General features: G+C 39.7%; 16 protein-coding genes and 3 pseudogenes. 16 read left to right on the top strand and 3 right to left on the bottom strand.

Annotation, left to right across the window (positions count from 1 at the left end):
* Positions 1 to 210: 210 nt before the first annotated feature.
* Entirely contained in the window at positions 211 to 1,140 is a 930-nt protein-coding gene (locus K7P76_RS23070; RefSeq protein ID WP_232187674.1) for a helix-turn-helix transcriptional regulator, read from the bottom strand.
* Between the two features lie 324 nt (positions 1,141 to 1,464).
* On the opposite strand from K7P76_RS23070, the gene uvrA reads away from it, so the two are divergent.
* From uvrA to K7P76_RS33720, 7 genes and pseudogenes are all read left to right on the top strand, one after another.
* Positions 1,465 to 4,020: an excinuclease ABC subunit UvrA gene (uvrA, locus tag K7P76_RS23065; RefSeq protein ID WP_232187673.1), complete on the top strand. Its 2,556-nt coding sequence runs from the start codon at positions 1,465 to 1,467 to the stop codon at positions 4,018 to 4,020.
* Positions 4,007 to 4,342 carry a hypothetical protein gene (locus K7P76_RS23060; RefSeq protein ID WP_232187672.1) on the top strand — a complete coding sequence of 112 codons (336 nt, stop codon included), beginning with the start codon at positions 4,007 to 4,009 and terminating at the stop codon, positions 4,340 to 4,342. The genes uvrA and K7P76_RS23060 overlap by 14 nt, the downstream gene beginning before the upstream one ends.
* A 335-nt stretch (positions 4,343 to 4,677) precedes the next feature.
* Positions 4,678 to 5,184, top strand: a complete 507-nt coding sequence (locus K7P76_RS23055; protein ID WP_232187671.1) for a CarD family transcriptional regulator — start codon at positions 4,678 to 4,680, stop codon at positions 5,182 to 5,184.
* 217 nt (positions 5,185 to 5,401) lie between these two features.
* A complete protein-coding gene (locus K7P76_RS23050) occupies positions 5,402 to 6,313 on the top strand; it encodes a sigma-70 family RNA polymerase sigma factor (RefSeq protein ID WP_232187670.1) in 912 nt (303 codons plus the stop codon).
* Between the two features lie 16 nt (positions 6,314 to 6,329).
* Positions 6,330 to 6,779: a transcription elongation factor GreA gene (gene greA, locus K7P76_RS23045; RefSeq protein WP_373692466.1), complete on the top strand. Its 450-nt coding sequence runs from the start codon at positions 6,330 to 6,332 to the stop codon at positions 6,777 to 6,779.
* 220 nt (positions 6,780 to 6,999) lie between these two features.
* Positions 7,000 to 7,200, top strand: a pseudogene (locus K7P76_RS33725) (recombinase RecA); the annotation flags it as partial.
* A gap of 21 nt (positions 7,201 to 7,221) precedes the next feature.
* Positions 7,222 to 7,521: a GIY-YIG nuclease family protein gene (locus tag K7P76_RS33720; RefSeq protein ID WP_232187894.1), complete on the top strand. Its 300-nt coding sequence runs from the start codon at positions 7,222 to 7,224 to the stop codon at positions 7,519 to 7,521.
* Positions 7,522 to 8,164: 643 nt separating this feature from the next.
* Here K7P76_RS33720 and K7P76_RS23030 read toward each other — a convergent pair.
* Positions 8,165 to 9,109, bottom strand: coding sequence for a helix-turn-helix transcriptional regulator (locus tag K7P76_RS23030; RefSeq protein ID WP_232187669.1), 945 nt, complete (start codon positions 9,107 to 9,109; stop codon positions 8,165 to 8,167).
* Positions 9,110 to 9,389: 280 nt separating this feature from the next.
* On the opposite strand from K7P76_RS23030, the gene K7P76_RS23025 reads away from it, so the two are divergent.
* The 4 genes from K7P76_RS23025 (at position 9,390) to K7P76_RS23010 (ending at position 12,339) form a co-directional block, all read left to right on the top strand.
* Positions 9,390 to 9,713 carry a hypothetical protein gene (locus K7P76_RS23025; RefSeq protein ID WP_232187668.1) on the top strand — a complete coding sequence of 108 codons (324 nt, stop codon included), beginning with the start codon at positions 9,390 to 9,392 and terminating at the stop codon, positions 9,711 to 9,713.
* A gap of 71 nt (positions 9,714 to 9,784) precedes the next feature.
* Positions 9,785 to 10,882, top strand: a complete 1,098-nt coding sequence (locus K7P76_RS23020; protein ID WP_232187667.1) for a DNA alkylation repair protein — start codon at positions 9,785 to 9,787, stop codon at positions 10,880 to 10,882.
* Between the two features lie 74 nt (positions 10,883 to 10,956).
* Positions 10,957 to 11,820 carry an NAD(P)-dependent oxidoreductase gene (locus K7P76_RS23015; protein ID WP_232187666.1) on the top strand — a complete coding sequence of 288 codons (864 nt, stop codon included), beginning with the start codon at positions 10,957 to 10,959 and terminating at the stop codon, positions 11,818 to 11,820.
* A 354-nt stretch (positions 11,821 to 12,174) separates the two neighbouring features.
* Positions 12,175 to 12,339 (top strand): hypothetical protein, encoded by a 165-nt coding sequence (locus K7P76_RS23010; RefSeq protein ID WP_232187665.1) that lies wholly within the window; start codon positions 12,175 to 12,177, stop codon positions 12,337 to 12,339.
* Between the two features lie 876 nt (positions 12,340 to 13,215).
* On the opposite strand, the gene K7P76_RS23005 is transcribed toward K7P76_RS23010, so the two are convergent.
* Positions 13,216 to 13,518 (bottom strand): hypothetical protein, encoded by a 303-nt coding sequence (locus K7P76_RS23005; RefSeq protein WP_232187664.1) that lies wholly within the window; start codon positions 13,516 to 13,518, stop codon positions 13,216 to 13,218.
* 694 nt (positions 13,519 to 14,212) lie between these two features.
* Between K7P76_RS23005 and K7P76_RS23000 the strand changes: the two are divergent.
* From K7P76_RS23000 to K7P76_RS22980, 5 genes and pseudogenes are all read left to right on the top strand, one after another.
* A pseudogene (locus K7P76_RS23000) lies at positions 14,213 to 14,449 on the top strand (winged helix-turn-helix transcriptional regulator); the annotation flags it as partial.
* A gap of 123 nt (positions 14,450 to 14,572) precedes the next feature.
* Complete coding sequence (locus tag K7P76_RS22995; RefSeq protein ID WP_232187663.1) at positions 14,573 to 15,223, top strand: Vat family streptogramin A O-acetyltransferase; 651 nt, start codon at positions 14,573 to 14,575, stop codon at positions 15,221 to 15,223.
* A 125-nt stretch (positions 15,224 to 15,348) separates the two neighbouring features.
* Positions 15,349 to 16,304 (top strand): annotated as a pseudogene (locus tag K7P76_RS22990) (helix-turn-helix transcriptional regulator).
* Between the two features lie 113 nt (positions 16,305 to 16,417).
* Positions 16,418 to 17,044: a type 1 glutamine amidotransferase family protein gene (locus tag K7P76_RS22985; protein WP_232187662.1), complete on the top strand. Its 627-nt coding sequence runs from the start codon at positions 16,418 to 16,420 to the stop codon at positions 17,042 to 17,044.
* A 28-nt stretch (positions 17,045 to 17,072) separates the two neighbouring features.
* The gene (locus tag K7P76_RS22980) at positions 17,073 to 17,597 is read left to right on the top strand and encodes a VOC family protein (protein WP_232187661.1); all 525 of its coding nucleotides are present in this window, start codon (positions 17,073 to 17,075) and stop codon (positions 17,595 to 17,597) included.
* Positions 17,598 to 17,803 lie beyond the last annotated feature (206 nt).

Below are 17,803 nucleotides of genomic sequence, written 5' to 3'. Positions count from 1 at the left end.
GATCAGCTTCCCTTTGCTCGTAGTTCTACAGTTTTATCAGGTAATTATTACGTTTCCTTTTGATAAGTTTAAGTTTGAAATGTTGAAAATGAGTTATCTCCCGACGGTCTTGTAATCTGGAACCATCAACATAATGGTCGCTTTACGGACATCATCATATTTGTCGGCGCTTATGCAGAGAATGGAAAAGTAATCACAACTAACAATAGTTTAGTTTAATGAAACTGTATTCCTATACTTTTTCATTAATTGATTAATTCGATTCATGACTTCCAAACGGACATGTTCTGGCTCCAGGCATATACATTTTTCTCCAAAACTAAGTAAGTGCCCATATCCATAATCACTCTCAACAAACGGAAATTTGACTAACCACTTATTGTTTTTATGAAATGTAACATTTTCTTCTCCACAATAACCTGCCATATAATGCCGAAGCGACTCATCAATAAGGAGTTTAAGATATATTTGTTTATTTTCCGAAGGATCTAATGGCTCAGACTTTAAGTTTTTAGGTGAAAACTGTTCGTCATGCAATTTAACAGAAGACATAGATGAAAGTTTAAACATTTTGAATCCTTGCAATTTTAAACAATAGGCATGCAAATACCAGAGGGTATCTTTGAGTACAAGTCGATATGGTTCAACTTTGTATTGTGATAATTCTTCAAATTGATCGCAATAATCAAATGACAACAATCTATTGTTTATGAGAGATGTTCTCAAGTCATCGAAATTGAGTTTTTGTGTCTGTTTCCCCAACCAGGGAGTCGGATCAATGACGATCTTGCTTTCAAAAAGTAGAATTTGCTCTTCAGATACTAGGCCCTTTATTTTAACTCTTGTTTTTAACAAATCCTCACTCGACATAATGGCATTAAGACTATTTAATCCAAGCAAAAGAGTTATGACATCAGTTGTAGTAAATAGCTTCTTTTCCAATTTGAATTTTTCCATAATTCCGATGCCTCCTTTTGCACCGGGATAAGTGATGATTGGGATTCCAGCTTTATTGATAGTCTCTATATCTCTGAAAATCGTTCTTGGTGTAACCTCAAACATTTCTGCAAGCTTAGATGCGCTAATTTTTTCCCGATCAAGAAGTAACATAACAATAGATAAAAGACGGTCAATCTTCATATATCTCACCTAAAAGTTTTAATACTTTCAAAAAAGAATAATGACATAATGCTGTCATAATTATATATGTTAATCTTAATTATGTCGACGTGAAAAAAAGTCCAATTGGCTAATAAAATTTAATGATGAATGAGTGACGACTCTTTACTCCACTATAAATATGGTGGTTACTCCCCGGGCAGTAACCACCAAGATTATTTATGTTTTCTGTATATATTTTCTCCTTTAATCTAAGGAGCTAATTAAGCTTTAGGTTGAATTTCGTTAGATATTTAGCTTACGTTGTTGCTCTGCTTATGAATGTATGTTGTGAGGTGGATTGAAATGCAAAGTTTCATTCGTGTTAGAGGCGCGAGAGAAAACAATCTGAAAGATGTTAACATCGATATTCCACGAGATCAGATGGTTGTTTTTACGGGGGTAAGTGGTTCAGGGAAATCAAGTCTGGCATTTGACACGCTCTATGCAGAAGGGCAGAAACGTTATGTTGAATCATTATCTGTTTATGCTAGGCAATTTTTAGGTCAAGTTACTGCACCTGATGTGGATTCAATAGAAGGCCTGTCACCTGCAATTGCGATTGAACAGAAGACTACTTCGAATAATCCACGTTCAACAGTAGGCACGATTACAGAGATATATGATTATTTACGACTATTATATGCCAGAGCAGGTATCCCTCATTGTCCGGATTGTAAAGTTGAAGTTATCAGAAAGTCAGTTGATGAAATTGTTGACGAAATTTTCATGCTACATCAAGGAGCCCGTTTTGCAATATTGGCACCAATCATTCGTGAACAAAAAGGCGAACATAGTAAGATGCTTGAGCAAGTACGACTGAACGGATATCAACGAGTACGTATTAATGGAGCATTTTATATATTAAGTGAAAACAAACATTTAGATAAAAATAGCCCCCATTCAATCGACATTGTTGTAGATAGGCTTACTGTTAAAATGGAGGATATGCAGCGTCTCGTAGATTCGCTCGAAACTGCCTTTTCTTTGTCTAGTGATACTGTAACGATTTATGAATATGAAAGCCAACGAGAAACTTGCTTTTCACAAAGCTACAGTTGTACTCGGTGTGGCCAAGCAATTGTAGAATTGTCACCGAGCATGTTTTCATTCAATAACCAATTTGGAGCTTGTCAGACGTGTCATGGGCTTGGAGTAAAACTCCATTCAGGAGCACTCGACCGATTCGCTCTAATGCATAAGGAAATCGAAGATCAGTTATCAGACCAACCATGTCCGGATTGCCGAGGTGACCGCTTGGCTCCGTTACCGTTAGCGGTAACGGTTGGTGGTATGAACATTGCGGATTTTTGCCGGTTATCCATTGACGAAGCTTATGAATTTATAGTGAATTTAAAATTGCCAGGTGCAAAAGCAATAATTGCCGATCCAATTCTTAATGAAATTAAAGAGCGTCTGATGTTTATGAAAAATGTAGGGCTCTCCTATATAACATTGTCTCGTACATCAAGTACTCTTTCCGGAGGAGAAGGGCAGCGAATTCGATTAGCAACTCAAATTGGTTCGGGGCTTTCCGGTGTTCTTTATGTTCTTGACGAGCCATCGATTGGACTTCATCAACGCGATCATGCTTTATTACTGTCTGCTCTGAGGGATTTGCGTGACAAAGGAAATACGCTTGTTATTGTGGAGCACGATGAAGCAACAATCCGGCAAGCTGACTGGGTTGTAGACATTGGGCCAAAAGCAGGAAAACATGGAGGAGAGGTGGTGGCTCAGGGAACAATTGAATCGCTTTTGAATGAGCCGAACTCGATAACCGGCCAATATCTATCCGGAAAGAAAAGCATAGCAATACCAAAGATGAGACGATCAGGTAACAGTAATTACTTAACAATAATTGGTGCGTCAGAAAACAATCTGAAAGAGATAGATATTTCAGTTCCGCTAGGTACGTTAACCTGTGTCACAGGCGTGTCTGGCTCAGGGAAATCAAGTCTAGTCAATGAAATCTTGTACAAAAAGCTGGCTGCTGAACTAAATCGAGCTCAAACGCTTCCAGGTAAATATAAAGAAGTTAAAGGATATGAATTTCTTGATAAGGTAATTTACATTGATCAAAGCCCAATTGGACGCACTCCACGATCCAATCCGGCTACTTATACCGGACTATTCGATTTGATCCGTTCACTCTTTGCTTTAACCAATGAAGCAAAAGTACGTGGATATATTGCCAGAAGGTTTTCTTTTAATGTTCCGGGTGGCCGCTGCGAGGCTTGCACCGGTGATGGGTTAATGAGGATTGAAATGCACTTTCTTCCTGATGTATATGTTCTTTGCGAGGTTTGCAAGGGAAAACGGTATAACCGAGAAACATTGGACATTCATTATAAGGGCAAGAATATCGCAGATGTGCTTGCCATGACAGCAGACGAAGCATTATCGTTTTTTGAGCATATACCTAAAATTCACAGAAGAATATTAGCAATTTGTAAGGTAGGGCTCGGATACGTTCAATTAGGACAAGCGTCTACTACGCTATCCGGCGGCGAAGCTCAACGTGTCAAGCTTGCAGCGGAATTGTTGAAGCCTGCAACGGGTTCTACGCTTTACGTTATGGATGAACCAACAACAGGCTTACATGTAGCCGATGTGCATCAATTGGTTGATATTATGCATGAACTGGTTCATAACGGAAATACCGTTATCGTGATTGAGCATAATATGGACGTTATTAAAAATGCTGATTATATTATCGATTTGGGACCAGATGGCGGCGTAAATGGCGGTTATGTTGTTTGCACAGGCACACCTGAAGATGTGGCATTCTTTGATAGAAGTTACACAGGTCGTTATCTCCGAGAAGAGTTGAAGGGGGGACACCGAATTGAAATTGATTAATAAAAAAGTACTTCATACTACATTTGGAATAGGGAAAATCGTGAATATCGATAGGGATCGGATGGATATTCATTTCATGGAACTCATTGGACAGAAATCATTCGTCTATCCAGATGCTTTTGAGAAGTATTTGTGCATGAGCGATAGCGATGCCCAGATATTTGTACTAGCGGAATGTACAAAGAAGCAGGAACAAATTAAAGTCGAAAAACAAAGAGTTGAACAACTTCGCAGAGAAGAAGAAGAGCGAGTGAAGGCTTCAAAAGTAGTGGGTAAAGGAAAAGCAACAACGAAGAAACGTAGCCCTTCCTCTAAGAAGTGAACTGCAAAAGAAATGCCGATTTGGAAAAAGTAGATTTGACTGTGTATTACTAGGCAGAGCAAGATTACAAGAAGCCGATCTAAGAGGTTCTATCCTTGGCTGTATTGACTCAAAAAAACTTGTTTTGAAAGACGTGCGTATTGGAGATGGCTTGCATGCTGTTGTTTGATTGGATCCATGGTGACAATAGACTTTGATTTACAAATTACCGAGTATATTTATTAAAGTAAGGGGCGTCTCACATATGAGTGTGGCGTTTTTCTTCATAAGGAAATAAATACAATATTGAAAAGCAGTAAGTATAGACTACTAAAGAAAAGAGGAGAAATATTCCCATGTTTCAAAAATGCGATTTTGTTATATATGGCGCGGTTGGTGTCTGTGAAATTAAAAGTATTGATTATATGGGCTTTGGTAGAGGAATTGAAAAAAAGTTGTATTATACTCTTTCAGCAGTTTTTGATTCATTGCTTATATATACACCAGTAGATACTCAGACGTTTTTACGGGAATTAATATCATATGAAAAAGCTTCTGAATTATTAACTAATATTGAGAAAATTAAAACAAAATCTTTTGGTGGACAAACTCAAAATTCAATCATTGAAGCATACGAGGCTACTATAAAATCATATGATTGCGATAAACTTCTTCAAATGATTAAATCTTTATATCTAAATAATCAGTCAAGGAAAAAAAAGAATGCAATAGATTGCAGATATATTCAAAGAGCTGAAGAATTACTTTTTAGCGAATTAGCAGTAGTTCTTAGGCGTTCAAGAGAAGAATTAAAGCAATTTGTAGAAACTGAATTCATGAAGTCCTTAGCATTAGCATTCTAGTCTCATCAATAATTATTAGTGAGAGTGCAGATAATATTTCTAGTACAAATGATGTATAACAGTGATCCGTTATGGATTTAAACCAACTTTATTGATGGGACTAGTTGTATAAAGTTATAACAAGCTAAAGAATTAATGATTCCTCAAAATAGAATAAACGGGGAAATATATGCGAGTCTCATTTCGTGGGAAAGCAAAAAAAGTAGGAGGAGTATTGATGAAAAAGGAGCAAAGAATACATTTTATAGATATAAAAAAGCATGCTCTAGATATTGAAGATCGATTATCACATATCGGAGTATATGATGCTTTACAAATGTACATGAAAAACGTCAAACGAATACAGCTCCTTTCACCGAAAGAGGAGATCGAACTAGCGAAAAAAATAGAGCAAGGCGATGAGGATGCAAGACGGATATTTACAGAGGCTAACTTGCGTCTGGTTATTAGCATAGCCCATAAGTATCAAATAAATGATATACCATTACTTGATCTAATTCAGGAGGGGAACCTCGGATTAATGAAAGCAGTTGAAAAATTTGATTTCCGTAAAGGCTTTAAGTTCAGTACGTATGCAACATGGTGGATTCGCCAAGCGATAACTCATGCCATTAGTGATAAGACACAGTTGATTCGTCTTCCTGTGCATATGTTTGAAAGAGTAAAAAAGTGGAACAGGCATTTTTATGAATTGATGCAGGAACTTGGACGTGAACCAACTTCAAAAGAAATTGCTGATTCAATGAAATTACCAGTCGAAAAAATACTTAAAATTGAAAGAGTTATCCAAGAAAAGGTAGTTTCTTTGGATAGTCTGATTGGCGTAGAAAAGGACAAAGTATTACGGGATCTTATTGAAGACACAACTACCGGTAAACCAGAGGATAAAATTATATATAAGATGTTGAAAAAGCATATAGAAGCCATCTTAGATATGCTGAATGATCGTGAGAAGAACATCATGCAATTACGTTTCGGACTTTGTGATGATCGGATGCGTTCGTTGAAAGAGGTAGGAGATCAATTTGGCATTTCTCGTCAAAGGATACAACAAATAGAGTCAAAAATGCTGTCAAAGCTTAGAGAGCCCATACAACAACAATCCTTGAAGGATTTTCTTGAAATATAAAGGAGGAAATCAAAAATTGGCTGAGAAGGAACCTCTTTTAACTCTAGAAGGTTTTAAGAAGCTTGAAGAAGAGCTTGATAAGCTTATATTAGTTAAGCGCCGTGAAGTTAGAGAAAAAATAAAGTTCGCGATTGGTCAAGGAGATATAAGGGAGAATTCAGAATACGAAGCTGCGAAAAATGAACAAGCTTTTATTGAAGGACGAATCGTTACTCTAGAGAAAGTTCTTAGAAATGCACGTATTATCAATACCGAAGAAAAGGATTTGAATACAGTGAGTATTGGATCTACGGTTGTGATTGAGGATTTGGAACATGGAGATATTGTGGAATATACAATCGTAGGTGCTGCAGAAGCCGATCCTTTTCAGAATAAGATTTCCTATGAAAGTCCTGTTGGAAAAGGGCTCCTTGGCAAGAAGAAAGGGTTATTAGTTCATATTAATACAATGTATCATATCCTATAAAATTATTGAGATTGGTTAAATTGGGTTGCATAAGAAAGAAAGGTTTGAAATACGATTCATTTACTAATGTATATTGTACGACTCTATCAAAAGAAAGAAACCGTGGGTTGACGCTAATTATGTGGGTAGTATTAACCTTTTTGCTGGAAAAATTTCTCATAAGGTCTGATGATAACTGAGGAGGTTATGGACTATGGATAATGTAGAGGCAACAACATCAATGCTTGAAAAGAAAAAAATGTTGGAAAAAGCCTTAGTGGAGATTGAACGCACATATGGAAAGGGATCTATTATGCGTTTAGGTAAACACTCAGTCAATAGATTGATTGAAACAATTTCTACTGGTTCTATAGGTCTGGATTTAGCTCTTGGAATCGGAGGGTTGCCTAAAGGTAGGGTAATCGAAATATATGGTCCAGAGTATGAAAACTGGCATACCGCATTGTCGTCTGTATACGCAATTTACCTGATTGCCGATAGAAAAGATGGCAAACTATACGTTGGTTCAGCTTTTGATACGGGTGGACTACTTAATAGATGGAAAAGTTTTGTTGACACCAAGCATGGTGGCAACAAAGGAATGAAAGAATTAGTATGTAATTTCCCAGATCGATATGAGTACTTTCAGTTCAGTATATTGCAAATTATCCCCAAAAATATAACAGCTGAAGAGGTAATTGAAGTCGAGAATCTATATAAGAAGAAGCTAATGAGTATTGATTTCGGAATGAATGAAAATTAACGAATTGATACAAATGTATTGTGTGTGACTTTCTAACATTTCTTCAAATCGGTACAGCAGCGAACCTCACACGTATCACAAAAAAATCGGAGCTAGGCAGAAATTTAGATCAAGATGGTAAACAAACAGAACCTTACTTCAACTTTGAAAACCCTTATAAATCAAGGCTTTAGCCTACCGCGGCAGACGGGGAACAAATAAGCTATGTTCCCGCATACGGTGCATGTTGAAGCTGTTTGTTCCTTGATTTACAAGGGTTTTGAGTGATTGAATTGTTAATTGGGGACGAAATGTTAAGTTTAGGATTTGTTTGTCCGTGAAATTGATTGAAGCCAGAAAAACGTTATAATGACTAAAGATAGAAAATAAAGAAAAGGGAGAGAATACCTTGATAAATAAGGTGACTGATTACTTTTAACTGTGTAATCAGTGATTTTTTTAGTTATAGCATTACTTATGATTACTTAAGTAAATAATTATAATCAAGAATAAAGCCTTGTATAACATAAGAATATGAGAATTATGATGTATAATCTTAAAGGTGGATGTAGCCCAAGCGGGAGCGTCATAATCGTTAATTTTTATATGTTGGGACAACAAAGGGGTACCGTCAACAAATCGCGTTTTGTTGGCGGTACCCCCTCTAATGTTCGTATTGTCTGGTTAGCTCCCTGAGCTTGCTTTGTATTTGTTCGCGCACCACTTGGGGACGCTTCACGTTCGCCTCCAAGCCGAAGCCGAGGAAAAAATGTACCGTCCATGGTATATACGATGCGCTCATCTTTGTACGAATCGTGCCTGAGCCGTCCTCACGCAGCTCAATCCCCTGGGTTAACCATAAGTCTGATCGGCATCGTCTCACACCCTCCGGAGTCAAATCCACCTCAAGCTCCAACGCATCACTCTCATCCATTCGCATGATCCAAGTCTGAATGTGCTCCTCAGTCGTATTCAATTTCATACTTTGGTCGGCCTCGTGTGAAAAATCCTTCACTCGATCCACGCGAAACACTCGATAATCCCCTGCCGTGAAGCAGTAAGCTTGGCAGTACCATAAACCGTTCATCGTATATAACCCGAGTGGTTGAATCATCCTTTCTCGGCGCGAAGAAGCTTCGTATATGATAGTGACGACGCGTTGCTCCAATGCAGCCTCGAGCAGCTCCTTCAAGAAAAGAACTTCCATCTCATGTGGAGGTATCCAGAATACAAGCCGTTGTTGCATGTGTTCGATCTTTTGCTTTAGCTCACTCGACAGGAAATGAAAAAACTTGTGCAACGCGGCATCCACTTCATTTTTGAAAGGAAGAGACTTGTAATTGTGTAACGATTGACAGGCGAAAAACATTGCAATTGCCTCATGTTCAGTAAAGCTGATGGGCGGCAGCACCTTCTCTCGTAGAACGCGATAACCGCCGCCGGGGCCTGCTTGGGAATAGAGCGGCACACCCAGTTCATTCAGCTCCATTAAATCGCGAATCATCGTCCGACGTGAAACGCCGCATTCGTCGGCCATCTCCTGTATCGTAAACTTCTTTCGTTCATTGACCAGCATTATAAGTTGAACGAGTCGCTGAGCTTTGTGCATGGACCGTTCCCTCCATATTTTTAAAAACTAAATTAATAGTGCCACTACTTGGCACTATTATCCCGTATGCTTAATCTCGAAGTCAATGTTTACACACCAAGGAGGATTCGGATATGCAATTTAGACTAGTATAATTATTCTCATGCTAGCCTAACTTGGATGTCGCTATGGATGCGTTCATGATCCTACCGTCATGGTAAGGGTTATGTGGCGAGTACTGACTATGATCAGTAGGTGTGAAGATAGCTTCTTCAAATATGAGGACGGAGTGAATAAAAAGATGGAGCAGAAGAATCAACAATACGTGATGGAAATTGTTTTGTTCGAGTTGAAGGAAGGAACGGATAAGCTCCGCTTTTGCAAAGCGGCCACTGCATTGAGCGAGGTGCTGCAAAATGGAATATCTGGGTTCAAAGGGCGCACATTGCTACATACACCAAATGAAATCCAATGGACGGACATTATTTACTGGTCCGATATGGAAATGGCATTGGCAGCTATGGAGCAACTCAAGTCTGTACCAGCTTTCCAAAATTTTGTTTCAATGATTGATTCGAGGGAGATCACGCAACGGCATCTAATCCCGATTAATTTGAGCATGTAGGGACTTTGGGAAGTTGGCCAGTTCTTTGCTCAATTCACATTTAGATGATAATACAAGAAAGGAGATGGAATATGGGTGATACATTTGCGGGTAAATATAATCTGGATTTTTTCACCAAATTTACAGCCATCGTCAAACTCAAGTATCCGGCATTTGATTCAACGAAGTTTCTGAACTTGATCTACGATGCCAGCTGGGAACAAAAACAATTGAAACAGCGTATCCGGCATATAAGCGCTTCTTTGCGGCTGACCCTGCCAACGTCCTATAGCGAAGCATTATCGGTTTTGATCCAAATCGCTCCTCAATGTAGAGGAGTCGAATACTTGTTCTTTCCAGATTTTGTGGAAGTATACGGACTTGACGATTGGACGGATTCCATTCCAGCACTGGGGCGGTTCACGCTCTTTTCCAGTTCGGAGTTAGCCGTTCGTCCTTTTATTGTGCAAGATCCCGTTAGAATGATGGACCAGATGCTTCAGTGGGCGATCCATCCTGATCATCACATCAGACGGCTAGCCAGCGAGGGCTGCCGTCCCCGATTGCCTTGGGCGATGGCCTTGGACATATTCAAAGCTGATCCGTCGCCAATTATGCCCATATTGGAACAACTCAAGCGAGATTCATCCATCTATGTGCAGAAAAGCGTTGCTAATAATCTGAACGATATATCCAAGGATCATCCCGAACAGATTAAACAACTTGCCCGCGTTTGGTTTGGAGAGAACCTCCAGACCGATTGGATTGTCAAACACGGGTGTCGTGGTTTACTTCGAAAAGGAGATCCAGACGTACTTTCTTTGTTTGGTTTTGCGACTTCGCCAGATGTGACGATACGCGGTTTGACGCTTGACGAAGAGATACTGGTGATCGGCCAATGTCTTAACTTTTCATTTTCGATCCGAACCAACTCATCTGTAACCCAACTGCTTCGGGTCGAATACGGGATTGATTTTGTCAAATCGAACGGTACGACATCGAGAAAGCTATTCAAGATAACAGAACACAACTACGACAATGTGGAGCGGAAATACGTGCGAGCCCATCATTTCAAGGACTTGACGACCCGCAAGCATTATCCAGGTAAACATCGGCTATCCGTAATAATAAATGGAAAAGAGCTGGCGACAACGGATTTCTACGTAACCGCTACCGCAGAGCCCTCGTGAGAACGAATGTTTATAAACAAAAAAACGCTACTATCGTTTAAAAATTAAGAATTTTATGACATGGAGGAAACAATATGAGTAATGTATCAGTAATTGGTTTGGGATCAATGGGCGCAGCAATTGCACGAGTGTTGCTTCAAAATGGCTATCGAGTAACAGTATGGAATCGGTCGAGCGCAAAGGCGGAGCCGCTCATCAAGGAAGGAGCTATCCTTGCACCCAGTGCGGCATCTGCAATAAGTGCAAGCCATGTGTCGATCATCTGTGTTTCTGACTATAAGACTTCATACGGTATTTTGGATACAGAGGAGGTCAAACCGGCCCTCGCAGGTCGCATTCTTGTCCAGTTGAGCACAGGCAGCCCCCAGCAAGCACGTGACAATGAAGCATGGGCTCGAGAACACGATGCGGAATATCTCGACGGAGCCATAGCGGCTTCACCGCCCCAGATGGGCAAACCGGACGCTACAATCTTTACATCAGGCTCCATAACCGCTTTCCAACAGAGTGAGCCGTATCTTAAATGCCTGGCCGGAAATGTGCCTTATCTTGGTGAGCAGGTTAGCGCAGCATCTTCGACAGAATTAGCGTTTCTTTCATACTTATTTGGTTCGTACCTCGGCTTTTTTCATGCGGCACGTATCCTTGAATCGGATGGCCTTCGCGTGGATGCTTTCGGGTCCATGATCGCTCATGTCTCGCAGGTTGTCGGTGATGTCATCAAGTATGAGAGTGAAGTGATTCAAACAGAAACATACGATAATCCACAGAGTTCTGTAAATATGTGTATGACGACAGTGGAGCTCCTCATGGAACAAGCTCGTGAAGCTGGCATTAACAATGCATTTCCGGTATTTGCCCAAGGGCTTTTCAAGAAGGCCTTGGATGCTGGCTACGGACATGAGGAACTCGGTGCCCTTATTAAAGTAATGCGATAGAACACTGATAGGCATCTTAATGTGCAATATCTTCTTACCTGGAAGGTGCAACAACCACCGTCAAAGATGATTCTAACGCTGCCGGCTCTGATTCGGAGGGACGTACGGTGAGACGGAGTTTGAACGCACGATAGATAGTTAGAACCCAATAAGAAAGTCTTCGCTTCACCAAAATGAGTAGAAGATAGTAACAATCCCAAAAAGGTTCCCATCAAGCCAAAAACCATATCCGAAATCATACAATGGAGCAGAAAAATGCTTTATACAGAGTAAATAATTCAAAAAATAAGACTACTGACAGCGAAAGTTTCTGACAATCCCACAAGACACTATCCTCTTGACGAGGGAACTAAATTGCTTTACGAATTGAAACTATTAGGGTATCAAAAAAAAGAGGTATATGCTTTAGTATTACCTTTATGGAATGAGTTTGAAAACAAAAGGATTAATCAGGATTTCGTTGGGGATTTATTAGATATGATTTGGGGCGATTATGTTGGGAAAAATATCATTTGGTGATACCTAATAAGTGTTCATTGGCATGGATCAAAAATTATTGAATATAAATCCACATTTCATGATTAGGCATATTTTTTGATATGTTACAATAGTGTGCAATTGTTTTAGTGTAGAAACTAAGCATGCCTTCATTTTCTCATGAATGGATTTAACGTTGAAGGTGTGCTTGGTTTGACGCTTACCCATAAAGCGATTCACGCGTACGGTAAGGATTAATGAAATGGTCGACAAAGCATATGAACTACTGGACACTAACGGAAATAATCTAATATAACCAATACAATACCCGCCAGTAAGTTTCCGGCGGGGTATTTTTTTTCTTGAAAGTTGCTTTTTGAGGCGAAATTTATTATAGGTGAATTATTGACATATTTACGATTTTTGTATGGTCGTATTAACCTTGAATTGAAGGTCATTTATGGTTGCAATATAGGTCTGTTATTGAATTTACTGTTCTTGGAAGAAGGGCTGGCGTCATAATATGAGGTTATTATCGAATTGGATAAAGGAGGGTATTGAGGGCTAGATGAAGTAATGGGTTAGTAAGTACGTGGTAAAGGAGAAATATAGTTTAAATATCCATCATTTGAAAAATGACGGAGAAGCTGTAAGAGCCGCTTCATCGAATGCGCCACTGGACAGTCGTTGGTATTCACATGCCGTTGAAGCTCTGCCGCCTGTTTTTCCGTCAAGGCTATTATACAAGGTCATCTAGGCGCTGGAAGGTATTGGATATATGTTGATAGGGATTGTCTACGAGTAATACCCGAGGCGCTTCTCCCTTGCTTACGGCGTCCAGCGGCTTTGTCGTCGGCAGTCCATCCAATCCAAGTGTTTCTAAAGAGCCGGTTTGTTCTAACGCCCACGCTACCCGTGCTAATCGTTTTGCAAATAGCTCCTACCCCGAACTGTTGCGCCGCACATCTCCAAATCATCAACGCCGCGCTGCGAGAGGCGAAAGATTTTGTTTTTTTTCTTGCCTATGACAGCCTCAATATAGCCCCATTCCGTGAGCGCCTTTGTCCTTTGGTAGATCGTATTCCTAGGCCGGTTTTCCGGCATTAGCCTAACAAGGCCGGGAATAGTGATATGGCCGTATTTGCCGATTGTCTGCATGATTGAATGGTCTAGTGTCAACAATTGCCGCTTAACCGTTCTTTGAGCTTCGTTTAGCATCATTGGAGCCTCCTTATTCTGTTTCATGCTGTGCTTGCAGTTCAGCAGCAATTACCATGAATTCGGCAGTGTCTCGTTGCAACATTTCGCGTTTTTCTTCTTCATTCTTGGTTCGCCTCTTACATTAATTATACTTGAATTACGGATGAATGACGAATGAAGTCGTGGGGGCGTAAAGGGCAAAAACCGTACTGTATCAAGGTTTTTAAGGTAAAGCTATGGGGACGGATTGGGGACGAAATTCAGCATAAACCATCATTTTTAAGCCTAACCTAGCCTATCGGTAGATTTGAAAAATGCCGTAGTATCAAAGGTTTGCGGGTTTTAGCATGAAGCACCGTAGCGGGATATTATCCCGCATACGGGGCATGTGGAGTGCTGTGTGTTGCTCATAAAAATTTAATTCTAACGAGCAATTAAAGTTTGCACAAAGCCAAAAAAGTCTGCCTAGAGCATAAAAAGTTTACATAAGAACCGAGCGATATTCAGGTAGCAGCTCCTGGTTGTCCTCAGCTCTTTTCCGTTTTGAACGATTGGGAGGGGCGCCAGCCCTCTCCTGCGTATCAGGCGAAATACAGTGCTAGCAAGGGCTGAGGCTGGCTTATTTCGATTATTTGATTTTGGTTGAATCGGGCGTAGAGAGGCTCAGAAGCCTTATGGCAGTAAGGCGGAGTGAGGATGTCCGGTAGGAACAACATTTCGGCGTCTCTATCCGGACATTACACAGTTTATGCTTACCTTGCAGCTGCGGGAGCTTGAGCGGGATGGTATCATTCACCGTGAAGTTTATAAACAGGTACCTCCAAAAGTAGAATACTCGCTGACCGATTTTGGAAGAACGTTGAAACCGATCATATTGTTCACGAAAGAATGGGGTGAGACGTATAAGATCAAACTTCATGAAGCTGCAATACAAAGGGATGAAGATATTTAATAACTGAACGGATTTTCACCAATGATGTTAACAGAAAAATCAGTTTCAGCCGCGTGTTCGCCTGAAGAAACGGCTAATAGGGCTAGGCATGGTTAAATAACGTATTAGAGAGGATGTGTTCGTATGACGATAGCTCCGGATAAAAATAAGCTGTATCCCAATGAAAATATGAGAACAGTTTGTTACATTAAAAATCTACCAAGCAGATCAAACGTTAAGATTGGCGATTACACATATTATAGCGACAATACAAACTCACCAGAGAATTTCTATAATAATATTCAGCATCATTATGAATTTTTAGGTGATAAGCTGGTTATAGGTAAGTTCTGCGCCATAGCTGAAGGGGTTACAATTATTATGAATGGTGCTAATCATCGGATGGATGGTTTAACAACATATCCTTTCAATATTTTTGGCGGAGGCTGGGAAAAGGTCACTCCAACCATAGAGCAATTGCCCTTCAAAGGCGATACCTTTATTGGCAATGATGTATGGCTGGGACAAAATGTTACGATTATGCCAGGAGTAAAAATTGGTGACGGTGCAATTGTTGCTACGAACTCAACTGTTGTAAAAAGCGTTGAACCGTATACAATTGTTGGCGGCAATCCTGCACATGTTATTAAGAAGCGTTTCAGTGATGAGATGATTACATTATTGTTAGAGCTTCAATGGTGGAACTGGGATGAGAAAAAGATATTTGAAAATCTTGAGCAATTAGTATCGGTTAACGATATTACTACACTAAAGAAGCTACTGAATGAGGAGTAATATAATGAAAATAATGTTTGGTGGATTCTTTATTGGATGGTGAATAATTTAGTGCGATCCTTGAGAAGATAAAAAAGATATTTATAAAAAATATTGAGGTTTAATAAAAGATGAGGGTTCAAGTTATGCCAAAAAACGATAATATGCTGGCCATTCTATGGATGCTGAATTCGGGCGTAAAAATGACTGCAAAACAAATATCCGAAAAGTTAGAAATAAATATACGAACAGTTTATCGGTATATTGATGCACTATGTGCCAGTGGAGTGCCTATAATATCCGACACAGGTCATAATGGCGGGTATAGTTTGCTGAATCATTTTATCAGAGCACCTCTGCTATTTGATATTGAAGAAAAAAAGGCACTCCTTCATGCTGCTGCTTTTGCAAAAGAAGCCGGATACCCTTTGAGTGAGGCATTAGGCAATGCGACATCAAAATTGAAAATGTATTCGAATCAGGAGCAGGAAAGTATACTTAGCCGTCATTTGGCTGGATTTGAAGTTATAATCCGCATGGGAGACCCTTCTGTTCAGCCGGTATTGGCGGAATTGGAGCAAGCTATAGCAAACGAATTCTCTGTAGAAATCGATTATCGCACAAGCCGTGATGATCAACCCAAGAATAGGGTGATAGACCCCTATGGAATGGTTTACTGGAACAATAAATGGTATACTGTTGCATTTTGCCACCTAAGGAATGAGATCCGCAGCTTTCGGGCAGATCGGATTCTACAAATCAAGCGTACTCAAATCATATTTAAGCGTTCCGAAGCTTTTTCGGCCCGTGAATTTTTTATGCAATACCTGATTTGGTGGGCAAGGACGGGTTAGTTTCTTTAATTATCGGAGGCAGGTCAGAGGCATTGGATGACTTATGCCTGCATTGGTTTTTGGGGCATCATCTGAAAGAGCGGACATCAAATCAAGCAATCTTTTTACTTGAGGAAAAATCAATGCATACCTATGTTCCTTATTTTCTCCTATCCTACGGGAAATCCATTCAAGTAATCGAACCACAGAGTTTGAAGGAAAAACTTGTTACTGTTGCGTCGGAGTTAATGGAATATTATCAACTTTGATGGCTTCACTGACAGCAGATGTCAGTGAAATTATTTTATAATGAAGATAATCATTGATTACCGATGGATGGTTGGTATCACTTGATGAATTGTAAAATAAGGAGAACTTGCAAATGAATAATACGGTATATCTTTATGTGTTTGACACAATGGCAGACTGGGAAATAGGTTACTTAACTGCCGAACTGAACTCGGGAAGATATTATAAAAAGGGGCTGGCCCCATCAAAAATAGTTACCGTGGGAATTGAAAAGACTCCTGTAACTACAATGGGCGGATTGAAAATACTGCCTGACATCAAATTGGATGAGTGCAGCATTGAAAGATCAGATCTATTGATTTTACCCGGTGGAGATACATGGACAGAAACCATTCACCAACCCATCTTAAAAATCGTTGAGAGGTGTTTAAAGGAAGGGATATGGGTTGCTGCGATTTGTGGTGCTACAATGGGACTTGCCCAGACAGGATTGCTAAATTCACGTTGGCATACAAGCAATGATCTGGAATACCTTAAAATGATCTGTCCCACTTATACAGGAGAAAAGTATTACAAAATGGAGTCTGCTGTAACTGATGGAAAACTGATCACAGCATCTGGAATAGCTCCGTTGGAATTTTCTGTACACATCTTGAAAGCTTTGGATGTGTTTTCTCCAAAAACATTAGACGCCTGGTATAGCCTTAATAAGACTAGTGATTCTAAATATTACTATGAGTTGATGAATTCAATACAATGAAGGTATCAGCATTTAAGGAGGAGTAAAAATGACTGAAAGCATAAAAGATATGGGAGTGTCAGGTAAATATACAAAGAATGGAACACCCAACGGCTTTACATCTATTACCCCATTTATAACAGTGAAGAATCCTTCTGAAGCAATAGAGTTCTATAAAACTGTTTTCAATGCAAGGGTTAAGGATATTACTGAATATCCTGATGTAAATGGGAAAAAAATAATTGTTCATGCGGAATTAGATTTTGGAAATGGTTTTTTACAGCTGGGAGCAGCGAATCCGACTTATAAATTGGCCTTGCCGCCAGATGAAGACAATGCGTGTTATTCTTTAGGAATTTACGTAATTAATGTTGACCAGGTATTTGAAAATGCGGTAGCAAGAGGAGCAAAAGTAAGGGAACCGGTTGCAAGCTTTGTTTCAGGTGATCGATTCGGAAGTATATTGGATCCTTTTGGAGTAAGATGGTCTATTATGACTAGGATTGAGGATTTGTCAGAAGAAGAAAGTAGTCGCAGGGTAGCTGAATGGGCCAAAAGCTTTAGTGGAGAATAAATGCAATAACTGTTCTAATAAAAAGTGTTAAAAGTGACAATTTGCTGAAATGATGTAATAGAAATGCTGGTGCCAAATAGTGTCAATTTGCTGAGAAAATGTCACCTTAACTCTTCCGAGAAAATGTCACTTTTACGGTGTTTCCAAACCACCGTTAGGTGGCTTGGACTGTCGTTGATTTTGTGGTATTCTTTACTTGCTTTTGA

Source organism: Cohnella silvisoli, assembly GCF_021190915.1.
GTDB classification, from domain to species: Bacteria; Bacillota; Bacilli; order Paenibacillales; family Paenibacillaceae; genus Cohnella; species Cohnella silvisoli.
This window is presented reverse-complemented; position numbering and strand designations above follow the sequence as displayed.

What these genes read in the sequence shown, in the direction of transcription:
- K7P76_RS23070 (WP_232187674.1), bottom strand. Translation starts at nt 1,140, where the DNA reads ATGAAGATTGACCGTCTTTTATCTATTGTTATGTTACTTCTTGATCGG.
- uvrA (WP_232187673.1), top strand. Translation starts at nt 1,465, where the DNA reads ATGCAAAGTTTCATTCGTGTTAGAGGCGCGAGAGAAAACAATCTGAAA.
- K7P76_RS23055 (WP_232187671.1), top strand. Translation starts at nt 4,678, where the DNA reads ATGTTTCAAAAATGCGATTTTGTTATATATGGCGCGGTTGGTGTCTGT.
- K7P76_RS23050 (WP_232187670.1), top strand. Translation starts at nt 5,402, where the DNA reads ATGAAAAAGGAGCAAAGAATACATTTTATAGATATAAAAAAGCATGCT.
- K7P76_RS23030 (WP_232187669.1), bottom strand. Translation starts at nt 9,109, where the DNA reads ATGCACAAAGCTCAGCGACTCGTTCAACTTATAATGCTGGTCAATGAA.
- K7P76_RS23025 (WP_232187668.1), top strand. Translation starts at nt 9,390, where the DNA reads ATGGAGCAGAAGAATCAACAATACGTGATGGAAATTGTTTTGTTCGAG.
- K7P76_RS23020 (WP_232187667.1), top strand. Translation starts at nt 9,785, where the DNA reads ATGGGTGATACATTTGCGGGTAAATATAATCTGGATTTTTTCACCAAA.
- K7P76_RS23015 (WP_232187666.1), top strand. Translation starts at nt 10,957, where the DNA reads ATGAGTAATGTATCAGTAATTGGTTTGGGATCAATGGGCGCAGCAATT.
- K7P76_RS23005 (WP_232187664.1), bottom strand. Translation starts at nt 13,518, where the DNA reads ATGATGCTAAACGAAGCTCAAAGAACGGTTAAGCGGCAATTGTTGACA.
- K7P76_RS22995 (WP_232187663.1), top strand. Translation starts at nt 14,573, where the DNA reads ATGACGATAGCTCCGGATAAAAATAAGCTGTATCCCAATGAAAATATG.
- K7P76_RS22985 (WP_232187662.1), top strand. Translation starts at nt 16,418, where the DNA reads ATGAATAATACGGTATATCTTTATGTGTTTGACACAATGGCAGACTGG.
- K7P76_RS22980 (WP_232187661.1), top strand. Translation starts at nt 17,073, where the DNA reads ATGACTGAAAGCATAAAAGATATGGGAGTGTCAGGTAAATATACAAAG.